The following is a 20,289-nucleotide window of genomic DNA, read 5'->3' on the forward strand; positions in this document are numbered from 1 at the left end:
CGGACATAATCCCGATTAACCGCGGGTATCTCACCCGCGTTAACCTACTTTTCAGGGAGGACCGTGTCTCGGCGCGGAAACCGGCCTGCGTCCTGGCCACAAAAGTAAGCAGGAGATAGAGCGATGACTTCAGCGACCATTCCCGGTCTGGATAACGCACCGACCAAGCATGAGGGCCTGCTCGCTTGGGTCCAGGAAGTCGCCGAACTCACGCAGCCCGACCAAGTGGTCTTCGCCGACGGTTCCGAAGAGGAGTACCAGCGGCTGTGCGACCAGTTGGTCGCCGCCGGGACCTTCACCAAGCTGAGCGACTCCGAGGAGCCCAGCTCGTACCTCGCCCGCTCGGCCCCGTCCGACGTGGCGCGCGTCGAGTCGCGCACGTTCATCTGCTCGGAGCGCGAGATCGACGCCGGCCCCACGAACAACTGGATGGACCCGGCCGAGATGCGCGGCATCATGACCGACCTCTACCGCGGTTCGATGCGCGGCCGCACCATGTATGTAGTGCCGTTCTGCATGGGCCCGCTCGGGGCTGAGGATCCCAAGCTCGGCGTCGAGATCACCGACTCCGAATATGTGGTCGTCTCCATGCGGACGATGACCCGCATGGGCAAGGCCGCGCTGGAGAAGATGGGCGACGACGGCTTCTTCGTCAAGGCTCTGCACTCGCTGGGTGCGCCGCTGCAGCCGGGCGAAGAGGACGTGCCGTGGCCGTGCAACGACACCAAATACATCACGCACTTCCCGGAGACCCGTGAAATCTGGAGCTTCGGTTCGGGTTACGGCGGCAACGCGCTGCTGGGCAAGAAGTGCTACTCGCTGCGCATCGCCTCGGCGATGGCGCACGACGAGGGCTGGCTCGCCGAGCACATGCTGATCCTCAAGCTCATCTCCCCGGAGAACAAGTCGTACTTCGTCGCGGCCGCGTTTCCGTCGGCCTGCGGCAAGACCAATCTCGCGATGCTGCAGCCGACCATCCCCGGCTGGCGCGCCGAGACCGTCGGCGACGACATCGCGTGGATGCGCTTCGGCAAGGACGGCCGGCTGTACGCCACCAACCCGGAGTTCGGCTTCTTCGGTGTGGCTCCGGGCACCAACTGGAGCTCGAACCCGAACGCGATGAAGACCGTCGCGGCCGGTAACACCGTCTTCACCAACGTCGCGATGACCGACGACGGTGGCGTGTGGTGGGAAGGCCTCGAGGGCGACCCGCAGCACCTCATCGACTGGAAGGGCAACGATTGGACGCCCGACTCCGACGAGAAGGCCGCGCACCCGAATTCGCGTTACTGCACCCCGATGTCGCAGTGCCCGACGCTGGCCCCGGAGTGGGATGACCCGCAGGGCGTGCCGATCTCGGCCATTCTGTTCGGCGGCCGCCGCAAGACGACGGTGCCGCTGGTGACGCAGGCCCGCGATTGGCAGCACGGTGTGTTCATCGGTGCCACCCTCGGTTCCGAGCAGACCGCCGCCGCCGAGGGCAAGGTCGGCACCGTCCGCCGCGACCCGATGGCCATGCTGCCGTTCCTCGGCTACAACGTCGGCGACTACTTCGCCCACTGGATCAACCTCGGCAAGAACGCCGACGAGTCCAAGATGCCGAAGATCTTCTTCGTCAACTGGTTCCGCCGTGGCGACGACGGCCGATTCCTGTGGCCGGGCTTCGGAGAGAACAGCCGCGTGATGAAGTGGATCATCGAGCGCGTCGAGGGCAAGGCCAACGGTTCGACCACGCCGATCGGCATCGTGCCCAGCGCCGGCGATCTGGATCTCGAAGGCCTGGACGCCGATCCGGCGGACGTCAACGAGGCGCTGGCGGTCAACGTCCAGGAATGGCGCGACGAGCTGCCGCAGATCGAGGAGTGGTTTTCCTTTGTCGGCGAGAAGCTGCCGACCGGGGTGAAGGATGAGTTCGAGGCGCTCAAGCAGCGTCTCGCCGAAAGTTCCTAACCGCTGAGCGCACAACGAGGAGCCAGTTGACACCTGTCAACTGGCTCTGTCGTATTGTGCATCCATGCAGATCCGCGAGCATGCGCAGGCCACTCCCGACAAGCCGGCCGTCATCTTGTACCCGTCCGGAAAAACCGTCACGTTCGGCGAGATGGAAGCCCGGGCCAACCAGCTGGCACACCTGTTCCGCCAGGCCGGACTGGTCGAGGGTGACGCCGTCGCGATGCTCCTGGAGAACAACGAGCATTTCCACACGGTGATGTGGGCGGCTCGCCGCAGCGGCCTGTACTACGTGCCGATCAACACCCACCTGACCGCTGCCGAGGCGGCCTACATCATCAACAATTGCGAGGCCAAGGCCATCATCGGGTCGGTGGCGCTGCGCGAGACCCTCGCGGGCCTCGGCGCGGAATTGCCCGACGGCCTGCCGAAGCTGCTCGTGATCGTGGACGGCGAACTCGACGGCTGGCAGGCCTACCCCGACTGTGTTGCGGATCTGCCGACCACCCCCATCAGCGATGAGATCGAAGGCGACCTGCTGCAGTACTCGTCGGGAACCACCGGGCGCCCCAAGGGGATCAAGCGCGAGCTACCCCACCTGCCGCCGTCGGAAGCCCCTGGTCTGATGAGCGCTCTCGTCGGGTTCTGGATGGACCCCGACGGCATCTATCTGAGCCCGGCCCCGTTGTATCACACGGCGCCATCGGTGTGGTCGATGTCCATGCAGGGCGCCGGCATCACGGTCGTGGTGCTGGAGAAGTTCGACGCCGAGGGCACTCTGGACGCAATCCAGCGCTACCACGTCACCCACGGCCAGTTCGTGCCGGTGATGTTCACCAGAATGTTGAAGTTGCCTGAGAGCGTGCGTAACTCGTACGACATCTCCAGCCTGAAGCGCGTCATGCATGCTGCGGCGCCGTGCCCGGTGGAGATCAAGAAGCAGATCATCGACTGGTGGGGACCCATCGTCGACGAGTACTACGCCTCTTCGGAGGCCATCGGCTCGACGTTGATCAGCGCCGAGGAGTGGCTGGCCCATCCGGGTTCGGTCGGCAAGCCGATGCTGGGAAATCTGCACATCCTCGACGAGGACGGCAATGAGTTGCCCCCAGGAGAGCCCGGCGAGATCTACTTCGAGGGCGGTAATACCTTCGAGTACCTCAACGATTCCGAGAAGACCGCTGCGGCGCGGCATTCCGAGGGCTGGATGACTGTCGGCGACATCGGCTACGTCGACGAGGACGGCTATCTGTACCTCACCGACCGGCGCCACCACATGATCATCTCCGGCGGGGTGAACATCTATCCGCAGGAAGCCGAGAACATGTTGGTCACGCACCCCAAGGTGATGGACGCCGCGGTGTTCGGCGTGCCCGACGAGGAGATGGGCCAAAGCGTCAAAGGCGTGGTCCAGTTGGTCGATCCGTCGGAGGCGACGGACGAATTCGCCGAGGAGCTGCTGGCGTGGCTGCGAGATCGGCTGGCGCACTACAAATGTCCGCGGTCGATCTCCTTCGAGGCCGAATTGCCCCGCACCGACACCGGCAAGCTGTACAAACAGGAACTGATCGTCAAGTACTCGCCCGCGCCGACCGGCTAGATGCGTCTCATCGATCTCTGCGACCCGCCCCCGATCGGGGTTATCGGGCCGCCGGGCGTCGTGGTAGCGGTCGGGGAGTCATCGACACCCGAAGGTGAATTCTGGCTCGATACATCCACTTTCGCGTTGTCGGAGGGTGAGCAGGAAGATCGCCGGTTCGTCACGGTGGATTCGGTGAGCGACACGGTGGCCGAGCTGCGTGAGCGCTGCGCGCGTTGGCCGCACGCTGCTGCTGTGTGTGACGACGTGCTCCGGTCGGTGGACGTGACAGGTCCCGCGTTGCCGGGCATTATCACCGAATCACTGGCGTATTCGACGCTGCAGTCCGGACCCGAGTTCGCCCGCTGGCTACAATCCCGTGGGCCGGCAGCGTTGCGTGACATCCCCGACCCGGTACTCGCCGGGCGGGACGGCGGCACACTTCGGATCACGTTCAACCGGCCGCAGCGGCACAACGCGTTCAGTACCGATGCGCGGGCACTGCTGTTGGAGGCGCTGACCGTCGCGCTGCTCGACGACACAGTCACCGAGGTGGTGCTCGGCGGAAACGGCGCATCCTTCTGCAGCGGTGGTGATCTCGGCGAGTTCGGCACGTTCGCCGACCCGGCCAGCGCTCACCTCGCGCGAACCCGGCACAGCCCGGCGCTGGCTCTCGACGAACTGACGGGGCGGCTCGGCCGGTTGTGCCGGGCCGAAATCCACGGCCGCGTGCTGGGCAGCGGGCTGGAGATGGCGTCGTTCTGTGGCTGGGTGCGCTGCGATCCCGACGCGGTCCTCGGGCTACCGGAGCTGACGCTGGGATTGATCCCCGGGGCAGGCGGCACCGTGAGCATCACTCGGCGGATCGGCCGTTGGCGCACAGCCTTTTTGGTTCTCTCGGGCCAGACGATCGACCCGGCCACCGCGCTGGCGTGGGGTTTGGTTGATGAGGTCAGCTCGAGCGGCGCAGCGTGACCCGGTAGGTGTACTGCTCGGGCAAGAATTGGCTGACCGCCAGCTCGACCGGGGTTCCGGTGGTATCGGAGTACAACCGGTCCACCCGCAGCATCGGGTGCTCCGGTGGGCAGCCGAGTGCGCCGGCGACCACGTCGTCGGCGCACGCGACCGTGATCGACTGTGCCGCTTCGGCGATCGGTTGGTCGAGGTGCGGTTCCAGCACGCCGATGACGGTGTTGGTACCGACCGCGCCGTCGGCCAGCTCCGGAGAGTCGAACACCAGCCGGGCCACCGACTCCGGCAGGTGCACGGTGGTCACCACGAACGGGACGCCATCGTGCAGCCGGCGAAACACCACCGTGTAGACCACGTCGTGGTCGAGGCGAAGCCGGCTGGCCGCAGTCACGTCGACACGACGCGAAAGGCCCTGCAGCACTTCCATCGTGGTGTCTTCGGACAGGCTCATCAGGTCCTCGATGGAACCCAATTGCCGCAAATATCCCCGGGTCGCTCCGCTCCTGCCCGCCGGAAGATATTCCCGGGTCGCTCCGCTCCTGCCCGCCGGAAGATATTCCCGGTTGGCGTACGTCCCGCGGCCCGGCACCCGGTAGACCACACCTTCGGCCACGAGATCCTGGAACGCCCGGCGCACCGTCTGCCGGGACAGCCCGTGCTCGGCGACGAGCTCCGACTCGGTCGGCAAGCGCACCCCCTCGGGGTAGGACCCGGCCGCGATGTCGTCGCGAAGCCGTTGCCGTAGAACCTGATACGCGGGTGCGGGTTTCATGGCATCAAATGCCTCCGCGCGCCACCAGTTGACCGGCGATGACGTTGCGCTGAATCTCGTTGGTGCCCTCACCGACGATCATCAGGGGTGCGTCGCGGAAGTAGCGTTCGACGTCGTATTCGGTGGAGTAGCCGTAGCCACCATGGATGCGCACCGCGTTCAGCGCGATCTCCATCGCCACCTCCGAAGCGAACAGTTTGGCCATCCCGGCTTCCATGTCGCAGCGGCCCCCACTGTCGTAGCGCTCGGCGGCGTGGCGAGTGAGCTGGCGAGCTGCGGTGAGCTTGGTCGCCATATCGGCGAGGTAATTGCCGACGGCCTGATGCTTCCAGATCGGCTGGCCGAAACTCTCCCGGTCCTGTGCGTACGCCAGCGCGTCCTCAAGGGCTGCCGTCGCCACGCCAAGGGCGCGGGAGGCGACCTGGATGCGGCCGGTCTCAAGGCCTTTCATCATCTGGCCGAATCCGCGACCCGGCTCGCCGCCCAGGATCGCCGACGCCGGTACCCGGCAGTCGTCGAAGGCCAGCTCGCAGGACTCGACGCCTTTGTAACCGAGCTTGGGCAGGTCGCGCGAGATCGTCAGTCCGGGGGTCGGTGACTCGACGAGCACCACCGAGATGCCCTTGTGCCGCGGGGTGGCCTGCGGATCGGTCTTGCACAGCAGGGCGATCAGGCCGGACCGGCGGGCATTGCTGATCCAGGTCTTGGCCCCGGTGATCACCAGGTCATCGCCGTCGCGGCGGGCGACGCATGCCATGTTCTGCAGATCCGATCCGCCGCCCGGCTCTGTCAGCGCCATCGTCGCGCGTACCTCGCCGGTGGCCATCTTCGGCAGGTAGGTCTGCTTCTGCGCCTCGGTGCCGAAGATCTCCAGCAGCTTGGCCACCACGGTGTGTCCGCCCATCGCGCCGGCCAGGCTCATCCAGCCGCGCGCGAGTTCCTGGGTGACCTCGACGTAGCAGGGCATCGACACCGGGTTGCCGCCGTACTGCTCGCTGATCGCCAGGCCGTAGACCCCGATCTGCTTCATCTGCTCGATCCACGACTCCGGGTATGTGTTGGCGTGCTCGACCTCGCGAACCGACGGCTTGACGTCACGGTCGATGAACGCCCGCACGGTCTCCACCAGCATGGTCTCTTCGTCGTTGAGTGCTGTGATCACGTGGGCCGCTCCAAAAGGTCGTGAAATGTACGGCCATATTGACACGAACTGCGGGGAAGTACCAGTATGAGCGACTGTGACTTTGTACGGCCATATCGGCGGCGGCGAGGCCGGGGGACCCTACTTCGACGATCTGGTCGTCGGCCAGGTCTTCGATTGGGCGCCGTCGATGACGTTGACCTCCGGTGCCGCCGCGGCTCATCAGGCCATCCTCGGGGATCGTCTGCGGCTGTCTCTGGATGCGGATTTGGCGTACGCCGTGGTCGGTACCAATGCCCCGCTGGCGCATCCGGCGCTGGTGTGCGATGTCGCGATTGGTCAGAGCACGCTGGTCACCCAGCGCGTCAAGGCCAACCTGTTCTACCGCGGGTTGACGTTCTACCGCTATCCGGTCATCGGCGACAGCGTGTTCACCCGCACCGAGGTGGTGGGGCTGCGGCAGAACAGCGCCAAGCCCGGCCGGGCGCCGACGGGGCTGGCGGCGCTGCGGATGACCACCATCGACCAGGTCGGCCGTCTGGTGCTGGACTTCTACCGCTGCGCGATGCTGCCGTTGAGCGCGGATGCCGCCGACACCGGCCACGCCGACGATCTGTCGCTGATCGGCGCCGAGCTGCCTGCGGCGCCGGAGCCGGCGGCCGACTGGAACGCGTCGGCGTTCCGAGAGCGTGTTCCCGGCCCGCACTTCTACCCCGATATGGCGGGGTCGGTACTACGCAGCACCGCCGATGTCGTGAGCTCCGCGCCGGAGCTGGCCCGGCTGAGCCTGAACATCGCTGCTACACACCATGATTCGCGTGTCAGCGGTCAGCGTTTGGTCTACGGCGGCCACACCATCGGGCTGGCCCTGGCCCAGGCGAGCCGGCTGCTGCCGAATCTCGTGACCGTGCTGGGCTGGGCGTCCTGCGACCACACCGGTCCGGTGCATGAGGGCGACACCTTGTACAGCGAGCTGCATATCGAAGCCGCCGAACCGCTGCCCGATGATCGCGGCGGCGTGCTGACCCTGCGTTCGGTGGTCTATGCCGCAGCCGACGAGGGCGACGACCGTCAGGTGCTGGACTGGCGATTCACGGCCCTGCAGTTCTAGGTGGCCCCGGCCGCAGGTGGATGGTCGGTGCCCGCCTCTGCGCGCGAAGCGTCCGCTCCTCCCGGCGGCCCCTGTCCACGCTGCGGGGATCGACCGCGACGAGATATCTGGGCCGTTGGTTGTCGCGCTGAGGCGGACGACAAACCTGAGGCCTCTGCGCAGGGCCGCCGCACCGCGCAACAATGGACGGGTGAACGACTCCGGCGTCGAGTGGGCCAGCAGCGGGCTCGCCTGGCTGACCGGCCATGCTGACGGCCCGCCCGACCACTCGCGGTCCACGGTGCTGACCCGTGCCTTCGCCGTAGCTGCCGACATCACCGAACTCTGGGGGGCACGCGTCGACGCCGTCGCCGCGTTGACCGGCCGCGCCGCGTTGCTCGGACTCCACCGGCGCGGTCGTATCTCGACCGGCGGAGCAACCCGGCTGATGCCAACGCGCGACGGCTGGTGGGCGCTCACGCTCTCGCGCGCTGACGACACTGCCGCTGTTCCCGCGCTCATCGAGGCCGACTCTGAGCCGGACGATCCCTGGCCGGCGATTGCGCGTTGGTCCGCCCAGCGTTGCAGTGACGAGGTCCTCGACCGGGCCGCGTTGTTGGATCTGCCCGCGGCTCGCCTCGGCGAGACCCGCCCGGCGACACCTACGGTGCGAGCTGCCGGCCGCCGGGCACACCCGCGTCCGCCGAAGGGGCTCTTGGTGGCCGATCTGTCGTCGATGTGGGCCGGCCCGCTGTGCGGGCAGCTCCTCGCGGCGGCCGGTGCCGTCGTCGTCAAGGTGGAGAGCCCGGCCAGGCCCGACGGAACCCGATCCGGCAACCCCGCCTTCTTCGATTGGATCAACCACGGAAAGCTCTCCTACACCCTAGATTTCGACCATGATCATCCGCCGTTGCAAGCACTACTGTCCGCAGCCGACATCGTGATCGAAGGTTCGCGCCCCGGTGTGCTGGAGCGGCGAGGTTTGAGTCCCGAGGTACTGCCCGGCCCAGCCGGCCGCGTGTGGGTGCGCCTCACCGGTCACGGGCCGGACTCTCGGCGAGCCGCTTTCGGCGATGACGCGGCCGTCGCGGGGGGACTGGTCGGCGCCAGCCCGCGCGGCCCGGTGTTCTGCGCCGACGCCATCGCCGACCCCCTCACCGGCCTGGAAGCAGCACTGGCCGTGGCACATTCACTGCAGCGCGGCGGCGGGGAGACCGTCGATGTGGCGATGGCCGAGGTCGCCGCAACCTACGCGTCACTACCCACCGGCCCGTCAGAATCACCGAACGCCGCGGCCCAGCCGCAAGCACCCCTTCCCAACGCCCCCGCCCCGGCGCTCGGCGCCGACAACGCTGCCGTGGAAGAGCTTGTCCGACAGCGGACCTCGGTCACGTGCTGATCCAGCGGGCGCACCTCCTCGACGGGCGGATCGTCGACATCCGGGTGGGCGCCGAGATCCACGAGGTCGCCGAGCGGCTGACTCCGTGCCGCGGCGAGGACACGTTCGACGCCGCGGGCGGCACCGTGATACCGGGCCTGCATGACCATCACGTGCATCTGCGCGCCGCGGCAGCCGCACTGGATTCCGTCCAGGTCGGGCCGGCGCTGGTCCACAGCCGCGCCGAGCTTGCCGGCGTGCTGGCTCACGCACCGGTCGGCGAGGACGGCTGGATCCGGGCGGTGGGTTATCACGAATCCGCCGCAGGCCCACTGGATCGCGGTCTGCTCGACGCCCTCACTCCCGCTGTGCCGGTGCGTATTCAGCACCGCAGCGGTGTGCTGTGGTATCTCAACTCGGCCGGCCTCACCGCGGTCGGCCTGCCTGACCATCCCGACGGCAGACTACGCAGTTACGACAGCTGGTCGGACGCGGTCGCGCGCCGGGACACCTCGCTGGCCACGATCAGCCGGCGGCTCCTCGGTTACGGCGTCACCGGGGTCACCGACGCCACCCCGAACCTCGGCGCCGACGACATCGTCACGCTGACCGAGGAACACCGACACGGCGGCCTGCATCAGCGCGTGCGTTGGCTGGCGCCGGGAAAGCGGATCTTGCACGACGATTCGCTCGATCTCGACGAGTTGACCGACTGGATCGCCGATCGGCACCGGGACAACAGGGCCGTCGCCCTGCACTGCGTCACGGCCGGACAGCTGGTCGTCACACTGGCCGCGCTACGGGGGGCGGGTACCCATCCCGATGATCGCATCGAGCACGCGGCGGTGGTGCCCGCAGATATCATCGCCGAGCTCGCCGCCATCGGGGTGCTGGTGGTGACCCAGCCGAACTTCGTTGCCGAGCGCGGTGATCAGTACCTCATCGATGTCGATCCCCATGACCAGCCCGCACTCTGGCGGCTGGCATCGCTGCTGGACGCCGGCGTCCGGGTGGCGCTCTCAACCGACCTGCCGTTCGGCGATGCCGACCCGTGGGCATCCATGCGCGCCGCCGCGCACCGCACCACCAAGACGGGTAGCGTGCTGAACGCCAGCGAATGTGTTTCGGCCACAACGGCTCTCACATTGTTCACCGGACATGGCGAGCGCCCCGACCTGCCGAGGACGATCGAGCCGGGCCAGCCCGGAGATCTGTGCGTGCTCAGCGCAGCGCCGCCCGAAGTGCTCGACACCCTCGACGGTGACCTGGTGACCGCCACCGTGATCGCCGGCCACCTGCATCGCTAGCTCGCTAGCTGGATGTCGGCAGCTCGCGGAACGCCGTAGTCCGGTACGGCTCCGGCTCTTTCGGCAGACCCAGAACCCGCTCACCGACGATATTGCGCTGAATCTGGTCCGTGCCGCCGCCGATCGAGGTGAAGTAGGCATTGAGTGTGCGGAACGTGACCGCGTCGCCAACCGGGTTGTCCGGCCCGCTCAACATCGACTCAGGCCCGGCGATCTCGGTCTGCACCTTTGCCGTCTCGTGCAGGATCCGCGACATCGCGATCTTGCCCAGCGCCAGCAGCGTCGCGGCTTCGGCACGGTCTGAAGTCGCTTTGGCTCGCTGGGTGTTCCACCGGTTCACCGCCGCATACCCTTCGACACGCGCGATCTCCTGGCGGATGAACGAGTCGTCGAGCTTGCCGGCGCGCCGCGCCATCTCGACCAGGCTGTCGGCATCGGCCTGCGGCTTGCGGGCCGCGCGAGAGGTGCGCGCCAGATCACCCATCAGCCGTCGCTCGTAGCTCAGCGCCACCTGCAGCACCGACCATCCGCCGCCCGGTTCGCCGACCAGGTTCGCGTGCGGCACACGAGCGCCCGAGATGAAGACCTCGTTGAACTCCGACTCGCCGGTGATCTGATGAATCGGCCGGATCTCGACGCCGGGCTGGCGCATCGGGAACATGAAGAAGCTGATCCCGTTGTGCTTGGGCACATCCCAGTCGGTGCGCGCCACCAGCAGGCCGTAATCGGCAGTCTTGGCGAACGATGTCCACACCTTCTGGCCGTCGATCACCCAGTCGTCGCCATCCCGCTCGGCCCGGGTGCGCAGCCCCGCCAGGTCCGAGCCCGCGCCCGGTTCGGAGTACAGCAGGCACCACTTGGTCTCGCCGCGGATCGACGGGGGGATCAGCCGGTGCTTCTGTTCGTCGGTGCCGACGTCGTGCAGCGTGCAGGCGAACAGGTTGGCGCGGTCGTGCCCTGTGCCCGGTGCACCGAGCGCGGCGAATTCGGCTGCCACGATGCGCGATTGCGGGTCGGTCAGGCCCCGGCCCCACCACTGCGGCTCCCAGCTGGGTACGGCCCAGCCGGCATCGAACACCAGCTGTGCCCATTGACCGCGATCGGAGTTCGCATCCCAGTTATCGGCCAGCCACTGCCGGACCTCGTCGCGGACCTCGTCGTCGGTCATCGCTGTGCCTCCCGCAGTCGCACGTAGCGTTCCCGGTGCCACGCCGGTTCGCCGAACAGTAGGGCATCGGTGCGGGCCCGTCGCAGATACAGGTGCGCGGGATGCTCCCAGGTGAACCCGATGCCGCCGTGCACCTGGATGTTGTTCGCCGCCACCGTCACGTATGCGTCGGCGCAATATGCCTGTGCGACGGCCAAATCCGCGAGGCGGCCCGCGTCCTGGGCATCGAACGCCGCGGCGACATGCCGGGCCGCCGACAACGCCGACTCGGCCTCCAGCAGCATGTCGGCGCACATGTGCTTGATCGCCTGAAAGCTGCCGATCGCCCGTCCGAACTGGAACCGGGTCTTGGCGTAGTCGGCAGCCATCCGCATCACACACATCGCCCCCCCGGCCTGCTCGCCGAGCAACGCCACCGACGCGGCGTCCAACGCTTGATCGAGCGCGGCGCAACCCCCGTCCATGGTTCCGACCAACCGGGCCGGGGTATCGGCCAAGACCAGACGGCCCTGCTTTCGGGTCTGATCGACCGTCGACAGAGCGCTGATCTGCACGCTGTCGGGTTCGACTGCGAACACCGCATTTCCGGCCAACACGTAGATGCGCTCGGCGATGGTCGCGTCGAGGACGTAGGTCTTGGTGCCCGAGAGCCGCCACTGGGAACCGGCTGATTGCGCAACGGTTTTCGAGGCGCGGGGTGGTCGGGTCGACCCCTCCTCGGCGAACGCCACCGTGGTGATCAACTCCCCGGCGGCGATGCGCGGCAGTACCTCGGCCTGCTCACTCGAATCGCCCAGTGCGGCAAGCAACGCCGTCGTCAGCACCGCGGTGGACAGATAGGGCGCGCACAGCAGGGTGCGGCCCATGGCCTCCATGACCAGGCCCACCTCGACGGCACCGACTCCGGAGCCACCAAACTCCTCGGGTATCGCCAAGCCCAGCAGACCCATGCCGGCAAGCTCGGACCACACCGCCGGGTCGTACCCGGTGTCGGTGGCCATCAGCCTGCGGACCTCGGCCTCGGGTGATCGCTTGGCCAGCAGGTCGGTCACCGCGTCGGCCAGGTCCCGCTGTTCGGTGGTCAGCGACGGCATCGGCTCACGCCCCAAAACTCCGGCGCAGGCTTTCGCACTGGCTGGCAAAGAATGCCTTCGAAATGTCGGCCTTGGCCGCGATCCCGTCGAAACCGTGGAACGCGCCCGGCACCACGTGAACTTCGCACGGCACACCGGCAGCCTTGAGCCGCTCCGCGTAGTCGAGGTCTTCGTCGTGGAACAGGTCCAGCGTTCCGACTCCCAGCCACGCCGGCGGCAACCCGGCGAGGTCGGTGCGGCGTGCTGGTGCGGCGACCTCCGGATCGGCACCGCCCAGGTAAGCCCGCCAGCCGAACTTGTTGCTGGTGGCGTTCCACAGCCGCTGACCCGGGTTGTCGAGGTGCAGGCCCACACTGCGGTCGTCGATCATCGGGTACACCAGCAATTGGAAGACCGGTTTCACCCCGTCCCGATCGCGGGCCAGCAGAGCCAACGCCGCGGCGAGGCCGCCACCGGCGCTCGCACCGCCGATCGCGATGCGATCCGCATCGACCGCGGGCAGCCCGGCCAGCCACTGCAATGCGGTGTAGCAGTCCTCCAGCGGAGCGGGATAGGGATGTTCGGGCGCGAGCCGATAGTCGACGGAGGCCACCACGACGCCCAGTTGTTCGACGAACCGGCGGCACAGCATGTCGTCCTGGGCTGCAGTACCCAGGACGTAGCCGCCGCCGTGAATCCACAGCAGCGCCGGGGTGGTCGTCGACGCACCAACAGGCCGGTAGAGACGGACGCCGACGCCCGACTCCAACGTCAGGATCTCCACACCGTCGTTGTTGGGTCGCTGCAAGCCGGTCAGCCGGCGCAGGACCGGCAGGGTCCAGGGGGAGATCAGGTTGCGCGGGGTGAACCGCGCGGCTTTGCGCAGATCAGGATGGATGTCGGTGTTGACCACGCCGCCCAGTATGGCAACCCCCGATTTCGGCTAGGACAGGACCTTGATCCTCGACGACGCCGACAGTATCGTGGTGGCGGCAATTACGGAACTGTGCGTAGCGTAATTGCCGCTGGGTGAGAGGACACCGTCGATGACGACCAATCCGTATGCGGGGCAACCCTTCACGTCCTCCGACGAGGAGATCGCGGCGGCATTGGAGCAGGTCAGCATCCCAACTCTGCTGCTCTCGCTGGTGCACATCACCGGCGACCCGCGCTTCATCCGCGAGTTCAAACAGGCCGGCATCTTCCTCAACGAGGTCCAGGGCTTCATGTCCGAGGAGGACAAGGCGCGGGCGCGCGCGGTGGCGTTGGCGGTCATCGCCGACTACCGCGACCGCGGCTGCCCGGGTCCGGTGTCGCTGAGCGACGAGCTGATCGGGGAGATGCTGGACTGGGCGGCCTGCGAGCACGTCGACGACGAGTACCGCCCGATGGTTCTCGAGGAGATGGATCTCGAAGACGTCGACCCGCGCCGCCCCGCCGCGCTGGATCCCGCGGCGACGGCGGACTTCCCCGTCGTCGTGATCGGCTGTGGTGAATCCGGACTGCTGGCCGGGATCCGGCTCAAACAGGCCAACATCCCGTTCACGATCATCGAGAAGAACGCCGGCCCGGGCGGAACCTGGTGGGAGAACAGCTATCCCGGGGCCCGGGTGGATGTGGCCAATCACTTCTACTGCTACAGCTTCGAGCCGAGCAACGACTGGTCGCACTACTTCGCCGAACAACCCGAGCTGCGCGCCTACTTCGAGACCGTGCTGGCCCGGCACCAGCTCGACCAGAACGTCCGCTGGCAGACCGAGGTGGTCTCGGCCACCTGGAACGACGATGACGGTTCCTGGCGAGTCATGCTGCGGGACAAGGACGGAACCGAATCGGACATCCGCGCACGGGCGGTCATCACCGCCGTCGGCCAGCTCAACCGGCCCGCCCTGCCCGACATCGAGGGCGCCGACACTTTCGCGGGCCCGGCATTCCATTCGGCGGCATGGGATCACTCCGTCGACCTGACCGGTAAACGCGTCGCGCTCATCGGCGCCGGGGCCAGCGGCTTCCAGATCGCTCCGGCGATCGCTGACCAGGTCGAGCATCTGACGGTATTCCAGCGCACCGCGCAGTGGATGTTCCCGAACCCGATGTACCACGACAGCGTCCCGGACGGCGTGCGTTGGGCGATGAATCACCTTCCGTACTACAACCGTTGGTACCGCTTCCTGATCCTGTGGCCCGGCGCGGACAAGGGCTTGGAGGCGGCCCGCTCGGACCCGGACTACACCCACCCGGACGACCCCAACTACGCGGTCAGTGAGATCAACGCGGTGGCGCGCCTGATGTTCACCGACTGGATCACCACTGGAGTCGGTGACGATCAAGAACTCCTGAGCAAGGTGCTGCCCGACTATCCCGCTACCGGTAAACGCACGCTGCAGGACAACGGAACCTGGCTCACCACGCTGCGCCGCGACGACGTCGAGCTGGTGCGCACCCCGATCGAACGCATCACACCCCACGGTGTGGTCACCGCCGACGGTGTGACCCACGACGTCGACGTGATCGTGTACGCCACCGGCTTCCGAGCCACCGAGGTGCTCTACCCGATGGCGATCGTCGGCCGCGACGGTGTCGATCTGCGCACCTCCTGGGGCGAGCGACCCGCCGCTTACCTCGGCATCACCGTGCCCGGCTTCCCCAACTTCTTCATCTTGTACGGCCCGGGTAACCATCTGGCACATGGCGGCAGCCTGATCTTCAATTCCGAGTTGCAGATGCGCTACATCAACAGCTGTCTGGCTGAGGTCATCGAGAATGGTTGGCAGTCAATCGAACCGACGCAGGAGGCCACGCAGGAGTGGCATCGCCAGCATCAGGCCGAGATCAATACGATGGTGTGGGCGCACCCATCGATCGAGCATTCCTACTTCAAGAACGCCGACGGCGAGATCCACACCGTCAGCCCGTGGCGCTTGCCCGTCTACTGGAATGCGGTGCGTCACCCCGAGTGGTCGAACTTCGTTGTGACACAGGGAGAGTGAGGACACCATGCGCGCGGTGCTCATCGACACGCCGGGATCGGTCCGGGTCGACGATTGGCCCGACCCGGTGCTGCCTGGGCCGACGGGGGCGATCGTCGAGGTGACCGCGGCCGCGATCTGCGGCTCCGACCTGCACTTCTACGAGGGCGACTATCCGCTGTTCCAACCGGTCTCGCTGGGCCATGAGGCCATCGGCACGGTCGTCGAGGTCGGGCCGGATGTGCACACAGTGAAGGTCGGCGACCAGGTCATCGTGTCCTCGGTCGCCGGCTGCGGTCACTGCGCCGGGTGTGCGACCCAGAATCCGATCCTGTGCGCGTCGGGTCCGCAGATCTTCGGCTCGGGCGTGCTCGGTGGCGCGCAGGCCGAGCTGATGGCCGTGCCCGCAGCCGACTTCCAGCTGTTGAAGATGCCGGAGGGCATCAACACCGAGCAGGCGCTGCTGCTCACCGACAATCTGTCGACCGGTTGGATCGCCGCCAAACGCGCCGACATCCCCCACGGTGGCACCGCAGTGGTGATCGGCCTGGGTGCGGTCGGGCTGTGCGCGGTGCGCAGTGCGCTGTTTCAGGGTGCGGCACAGGTTTACGCGGTCGACCCGGTCGCGCAGCGGCGGGACCGCGCGGCCCGCCTCGGCGCGATCCCGATCGAACCGGCCGCCGCGCAGACCGTCGCCGAGGCCACCGACGGGCTCGGGGCGCACTCGGTGATCGATGCCGTCGGCAACGACACCACGCTGGACGATGCGCTGGCCACCGTTCGCGCCGGGGGCACCGTGTCGGTGGTCGGGGTGCACAACCTCAACCCATATCCGTTCCCCGCGCTCACCGCGCTGCTGCGCAGCCTCACCCTGCGTTGCACCACCGCCCCGGTTCAGCAGACCTGGCCGGAACTGATCCCGCTGCTGCAGAGCGGGCGCCTCGACGTCGACGGCATCTTCACCACTCGCCTGCCGCTGGACCAGGCCGCCGAGGGCTATGCCGCCGTCGCCGCACGCTCCGGCGAGGTGGTCAAGGTCCTCCTCACTCCGTGACCCGCGGTTGGCGTTTATCGGCCCTGCGCACTAGCTTTTCTTCGGTGATGTCCTCTGCTGCCGGTGCCGTCGCACGGTGGATCGCTCCGTTCTTCGCCCTCGCCGTCCTCGCCGGCCTGGTGGTGTCTGCCGCGCCGGTTCACACCGGCCCCATCCGCCTCGTGGATGACGCCGCCCCGGCCGGCGGATCGCCGTTCTACGTCGACCCGAACTCGGCAGCCATGCGGGCTTCGCGGGCCAACCCGGACAGCCCGGAACTGGCCTACATCGCCAACACCCCGCAGGCGTACTGGATCGACAATCTCGTCCCGGCCGCTGCGGTGAGCACCTACCTCAACGGGGCCTGGGCTGCCGGCGCCATGCCGATGCTGGCCATGTACTCCCTGCCGAACCGCGACTGCGGAAGCTTTGCCTCGGGCGGGTTCGGCTCGGGCGAGGCCTACCGCGGGTGGATCGATCGTGTCTCGTCCCAGATCGGGGGCGGCCCGGTGACGATCATCCTCGAACCCGACGCACTCGACATGGCCGACTGCCTGTCCGGCAGTCAGCGTCAGGAACGTTTCGACCTGATCCGCTACGGCGTCGACACACTGACCCGCAATCCGGCCGCCGCCGTCTACGTCGACGCCGGCCACTCCCGCTGGTTGCCTGCCGAGGAGATCGCCAACCGGCTCAACCAGGTGGGCATCGACCGCGCGCGTGGCTTCAGCCTCAACGTCTCGAACTTCCTCACCACCGATGAGGAAATCGGTTATGGGGACGCGATTTCCGGCATGACGGGCGGTAAGCCGTACGTCATCGACACCTCGCGCAACGGCAACGGGCCCGCCGGCGGTGAACTGTATTGGTGCAATCCGAGCGGCCGCGCGCTCGGCGCCCAGCCCACCACCGCCACCGGGAACGGCCACATCGACGCGTTCCTGTGGGTCAAGCGCCCGGGAGACTCCGATGGGTCCTGCGGACGGGGAAATCCGGGCCCGGGCAACTTCGTGAACTCCTTCGCGATCGAACTGGCTCGCAACGCAGGTCACTGACCCTCGGGCAAACCATCGTTTGCGGCGGGATTCACTGAGCACGACTGAATCTCGATTCGGCCAGCAAAGCAGTGAACATTGCCGAGGATTTGTCGTTTCGGAAAGTGTCAGCGGGGTACGCTCGCGCCATGAACCCGTGGACGACGGCTCGCTGGATGATGCAGGCCGGACCGGCCGACTACCTACTGGCGATGAGCGTGGCCTCCGCCCAGATTCCCGTGGTCGGCAAGCACCTCGAACCGCTGGGTGCGTTGAGCGCGATGAGTGTCTGGGGCGCCAGGCAGATGCCCGAACTCCTCGGTGCGGCCACCCGGTCGTGGCTGGCGCCGGACGCCGGCCGGGTACGCCGAGTTCAGCGCGAAAGCACGCGCGAGGTGGCCGAAGCGGGGCTGCGCGGTGTGGTCCTGCCCGAGGACCTGCAGATCGACTGGCCGGCGCCGGATACCAAACCGCCGGTCGCCCGGGCCTTGGAGCACCGTAAGCACCTCTACCGGTCGTCGGTGCGCTACGGCGATCATCCCACTCAGGTCCTCGACGTGTGGCGCCGGAAAGACCTGCCGGCCGAGCCGGCGCCGGTGCTGGTGTTCGTGCCCGGCGGTGCCTGGGTGCACGGCAGCCGGATGCTGCAGGGTTATGCGTTGATGTCGCATCTGGCGGCCCAGGGCTGGGTGTGCCTGTCGGTCGAGTACCGGGTTGCGCCGCACCACCGGTGGCCGCAGCACATCCACGACATCAAGGCCGCGATCGCCTGGGCCCGCGCCAACGTCGACCGGTTCGGCGGTGACCGTGATTTCGTTGCCGTCGCCGGATGTTCGGCCGGTGGCCACCTCGCCGCGCTCGCCGGGCTCACCATCGACGACCCCGAGTTCCAGGCGCACCTGCCGGAGGGGTCGGACACCGCCGTCGACGCCGTCGTGGGCATCTACGGCCGCTACGACTGGGAAGACCGCTCCACCCCGGAGCGCATCCGGTTCGTCGACTTCCTCGAGCGCGTGGTGGTCAACAAGAAGCAGAGCAAACACGGGGATCTGTTCCGTAAGGCCTCGCCGATCGCGCGGGTCCATCCCAAAGCGCCGCCATTCCTGGTGGTACACGGCTCCGGCGACAGCGTGATTCCCGTGGCGCAGGCGCAGAGCTTCGTCGAGCGATTGCGCGGGGTGTCGCATTCCCCGGTCGGCTATGTCGAATTGCCCGGTGCCGGGCACGGTTTCGACATGACCGACGGTGCCCGCACCGGGTCGGTGGCCACCGCAATCGGACTGTTCCTCAACCGGATTCATCGCGACCGCGCGATGATGTCCACCAAAGAGGTCATCTGAGTCTTGCCCCGCTGTATCGTCCCGACTGGGACGGGCGGTAGAGAGGGCTGAGGGATGAAAAGACTGCGTGGCTGGGATGCCGTCCTGTTGTACAGCGAGGCTCCGAACGTCCATATGCACACGCTCAAAGTGGCGATCATCGAACTGCAGGATCTCGGTGGTCGCACCTTCGGTGTCGAGGAGTTCCGCGACGTCATCCGGGGACGGCTCTACAAGCTCGATCCGTTCCGCTATCAACTGGTCAACATCCCGTTCAAATTTCATCACCCGATGTGGCGGGAGAACTGCGACGTCGACCTCGACTACCACATCCGCCCGTGGCGGCTGAAGGAACCGGGGGGCCGTCGCGAGCTCGACGAGGCGATCGGGGAGATCGCCAGCACCCCGCTGGACCGGGACCGCCCACTGTGGGAGATGTACTTCATCGAGGGCCTGGCCAACGGCCGGATCGCCGTGGTCGGAAAGATTCACCACGCGCTGGCCGACGGGGTCGCGTCCGGCAATCTGATGGCCCGCGGGATGGATCTGCAGAGCGGCCCCGACCCGGACCAGGATTTTCCGTGCGACCCCGCCCCCCGGCCCGGCGAGCTGGTGCGCTCGGCGTTCGCCGACCATTTCCGTCAGATCGCCAAGCTACCCGGCGTCATCAAGTACACCGCCGACGGGATGGCCCGGGTGCGCCGCAGCAACCGCAAACTGTCACCCGAGCTGACCATGCCGTTCACCCCGCCGCCGTCGTTCCTCAACCACATGCTCACCCCCGAAAGACGCTTCGCCACTGCGACTTTGGCTCTCGCCCAGGTCAAGGAGACCAGCAAGGCCCTCGGGGTGACGATCAACGATCTCGTGCTGGCCACCGCCGCCGGCGCGCTGCGGACGTTGCTGCTGCGCTACGACAAAGTCGCCGATCACCCGCTGCTGGCCTCGGTGCCGGTCAGCTTCAACTTCGACCCGGATCGCGTGTCGGGCAACTACTTCACCGGAATGATGGTGGCCGTCCCCGTGGATGTCGCCGATCCACTGGAGCGGGTGCGGCAGACACACGATGCCGCGGTGTTGGCCAAGGAAAGTCATCAACTCGTCGGACCGGAACTGGTCAGCCGGTGGTCCACCTATCTTCCGCCGGCACCGGCGCAGGCGCTGTTCAAGTGGTTGTCCACCAAGGACGGTCAGAACAAGGTGCTGAACCTGCCGATCTCCAACGTGCCCGGACCCCGCGAGCACGGGCGCGTCGGGGGCGCCCTGGTCACCGAGATCTACTCGGTCGGCCCGCTGACCACCGGCAGCGGAATGAACATCACCGTGTGGAGTTACGTCGACCAGCTGAACATCTCGGTGCTCACCGACAGCATCACCGTCGACGACCCGCATGAGGTCACCGAGGCTATGCTGCAGGCATTCTCCGAAATACGGGTCGCAGCAGGGCTTTCCGGTGAACTGGCGGTCGTGGAGACCGCCATGGCTCAGGCCTAGGGCCGCACCG

At 67.2% G+C, this 20,289-nt stretch carries 16 protein-coding genes; 11 read left to right on the plus strand and 5 right to left on the minus strand.

The annotated features are described in order from the left end of the window. The first annotated feature begins 123 nt into the window (after positions 1-123). From AB431_RS01750 to AB431_RS01760, 3 genes are all read left to right on the plus strand, one after another. Positions 124-1,950: a phosphoenolpyruvate carboxykinase (GTP) gene (locus AB431_RS01750; protein ID WP_047328494.1), complete on the plus strand. Its 1,827-nt coding sequence runs from the start codon at positions 124-126 to the stop codon at positions 1,948-1,950. 64 nt (positions 1,951-2,014) lie between these two features. Then, the gene (gene fadD4, locus AB431_RS01755) at positions 2,015-3,550 is read left to right on the plus strand and encodes a fatty-acid--CoA ligase FadD4 (protein ID WP_047328495.1); all 1,536 of its coding nucleotides are present in this window, start codon (positions 2,015-2,017) and stop codon (positions 3,548-3,550) included. Next, on the plus strand, positions 3,551-4,504 hold the full coding sequence (locus AB431_RS01760) for an enoyl-CoA hydratase/isomerase family protein (protein WP_047328496.1): 954 nt from the start codon (positions 3,551-3,553) through the stop codon (positions 4,502-4,504). Here AB431_RS01760 and AB431_RS01765 read toward each other — a convergent pair. Continuing rightward, positions 4,482-5,273: a GntR family transcriptional regulator gene (locus tag AB431_RS01765; protein WP_047328497.1), complete on the minus strand. Its 792-nt coding sequence runs from the start codon at positions 5,271-5,273 to the stop codon at positions 4,482-4,484. The two genes, AB431_RS01760 and AB431_RS01765, sit on opposite strands and share 23 nt — an antisense overlap. A gap of 4 nt (positions 5,274-5,277) precedes the next feature. Beyond that, a complete protein-coding gene (locus AB431_RS01770; protein WP_047328498.1) occupies positions 5,278-6,435 on the minus strand; it encodes an acyl-CoA dehydrogenase family protein in 1,158 nt (385 codons plus the stop codon). Between the two features lie 169 nt (positions 6,436-6,604). Here AB431_RS01770 and AB431_RS01775 point away from each other — a divergent pair, with 169 nt between their 5' ends. The 3 genes from AB431_RS01775 (at position 6,605) to AB431_RS01785 (ending at position 10,189) form a co-directional block, all read left to right on the plus strand. Next, positions 6,605-7,525 carry an acyl dehydratase gene (locus tag AB431_RS01775; RefSeq protein WP_235435985.1) on the plus strand — a complete coding sequence of 307 codons (921 nt, stop codon included), beginning with the start codon at positions 6,605-6,607 and terminating at the stop codon, positions 7,523-7,525. A 190-nt stretch (positions 7,526-7,715) separates the two neighbouring features. Further along, positions 7,716-8,903 (plus strand): CoA transferase, encoded by a 1,188-nt coding sequence (locus AB431_RS01780; RefSeq protein ID WP_047328500.1) that lies wholly within the window; start codon positions 7,716-7,718, stop codon positions 8,901-8,903. Then, on the plus strand, positions 8,897-10,189 hold the full coding sequence (locus tag AB431_RS01785; protein WP_047328501.1) for an amidohydrolase family protein: 1,293 nt from the start codon (positions 8,897-8,899) through the stop codon (positions 10,187-10,189). The genes AB431_RS01780 and AB431_RS01785 overlap by 7 nt, the downstream gene beginning before the upstream one ends. Before the next feature lie 4 nt (positions 10,190-10,193). Here the strand turns inward: AB431_RS01785 and AB431_RS01790 are convergent, their stop codons facing one another. From AB431_RS01790 to AB431_RS01800, 3 genes are read right to left on the minus strand one after another with little or no spacing between them, the layout of a single operon-like run. Continuing rightward, positions 10,194-11,357, minus strand: a complete 1,164-nt coding sequence (locus AB431_RS01790) for an acyl-CoA dehydrogenase family protein (RefSeq protein ID WP_047328502.1) — start codon at positions 11,355-11,357, stop codon at positions 10,194-10,196. Beyond that, a complete protein-coding gene (locus AB431_RS01795; protein ID WP_047328503.1) occupies positions 11,354-12,451 on the minus strand; it encodes an acyl-CoA dehydrogenase family protein in 1,098 nt (365 codons plus the stop codon). Before AB431_RS01795 ends, AB431_RS01790 begins: the two co-directional genes overlap by 4 nt. Positions 12,452-12,455: 4 nt before the next feature. Beyond that, positions 12,456-13,343, minus strand: a complete 888-nt coding sequence (locus AB431_RS01800; RefSeq protein WP_047328504.1) for an alpha/beta hydrolase — start codon at positions 13,341-13,343, stop codon at positions 12,456-12,458. Between the two features lie 133 nt (positions 13,344-13,476). On the opposite strand from AB431_RS01800, the gene AB431_RS01805 reads away from it, so the two are divergent. The 5 genes from AB431_RS01805 (at position 13,477) to AB431_RS01825 (ending at position 20,279) form a co-directional block, all read left to right on the plus strand. Next, a complete protein-coding gene (locus AB431_RS01805; RefSeq protein ID WP_047328505.1) occupies positions 13,477-15,420 on the plus strand; it encodes an NAD(P)/FAD-dependent oxidoreductase in 1,944 nt (647 codons plus the stop codon). A gap of 7 nt (positions 15,421-15,427) precedes the next feature. Next, the gene (locus tag AB431_RS01810; RefSeq protein WP_047328506.1) at positions 15,428-16,453 is read left to right on the plus strand and encodes an alcohol dehydrogenase catalytic domain-containing protein; all 1,026 of its coding nucleotides are present in this window, start codon (positions 15,428-15,430) and stop codon (positions 16,451-16,453) included. Positions 16,454-16,500: 47 nt separating this feature from the next. After that, positions 16,501-17,487, plus strand: coding sequence for a glycoside hydrolase family 6 protein (locus tag AB431_RS01815; protein ID WP_047328507.1), 987 nt, complete (start codon positions 16,501-16,503; stop codon positions 17,485-17,487). A 128-nt stretch (positions 17,488-17,615) separates the two neighbouring features. Next, positions 17,616-18,806, plus strand: coding sequence for an alpha/beta hydrolase (locus AB431_RS01820; RefSeq protein WP_047328508.1), 1,191 nt, complete (start codon positions 17,616-17,618; stop codon positions 18,804-18,806). A gap of 54 nt (positions 18,807-18,860) precedes the next feature. Continuing rightward, on the plus strand, positions 18,861-20,279 hold the full coding sequence (locus tag AB431_RS01825) for a wax ester/triacylglycerol synthase family O-acyltransferase (RefSeq protein WP_047328509.1): 1,419 nt from the start codon (positions 18,861-18,863) through the stop codon (positions 20,277-20,279). Positions 20,280-20,289: the final 10 nt, after the last annotated feature.

It is taken from the genome of Mycobacterium sp. EPa45 (genome assembly GCF_001021385.1).
Classification (GTDB): Bacteria; Actinomycetota; Actinomycetes; order Mycobacteriales; family Mycobacteriaceae; genus Mycobacterium.

Coding starts and splice junctions, on each gene's coding strand:
- AB431_RS01765 (WP_047328497.1), bottom strand. CDS start 5,273: ATGAAACCCGCACCCGCGTATCAGGTTCTACGGCAACGGCTTCGCGAC.
- AB431_RS01820 (WP_047328508.1), top strand. CDS start 17,616: ATGAACCCGTGGACGACGGCTCGCTGGATGATGCAGGCCGGACCGGCC.
- AB431_RS01750 (WP_047328494.1), top strand. CDS start 124: ATGACTTCAGCGACCATTCCCGGTCTGGATAACGCACCGACCAAGCAT.
- AB431_RS01825 (WP_047328509.1), top strand. CDS start 18,861: ATGAAAAGACTGCGTGGCTGGGATGCCGTCCTGTTGTACAGCGAGGCT.
- AB431_RS01805 (WP_047328505.1), top strand. CDS start 13,477: ATGACGACCAATCCGTATGCGGGGCAACCCTTCACGTCCTCCGACGAG.
- AB431_RS01795 (WP_047328503.1), bottom strand. CDS start 12,451: ATGCCGTCGCTGACCACCGAACAGCGGGACCTGGCCGACGCGGTGACC.
- fadD4 (WP_047328495.1), top strand. CDS start 2,015: ATGCAGATCCGCGAGCATGCGCAGGCCACTCCCGACAAGCCGGCCGTC.
- AB431_RS01760 (WP_047328496.1), top strand. CDS start 3,551: ATGCGTCTCATCGATCTCTGCGACCCGCCCCCGATCGGGGTTATCGGG.
- AB431_RS01790 (WP_047328502.1), bottom strand. CDS start 11,357: ATGACCGACGACGAGGTCCGCGACGAGGTCCGGCAGTGGCTGGCCGAT.
- AB431_RS01810 (WP_047328506.1), top strand. CDS start 15,428: ATGCGCGCGGTGCTCATCGACACGCCGGGATCGGTCCGGGTCGACGAT.
- AB431_RS01815 (WP_047328507.1), top strand. CDS start 16,501: ATGTCCTCTGCTGCCGGTGCCGTCGCACGGTGGATCGCTCCGTTCTTC.
- AB431_RS01775 (WP_235435985.1), top strand. CDS start 6,605: ATGACGTTGACCTCCGGTGCCGCCGCGGCTCATCAGGCCATCCTCGGG.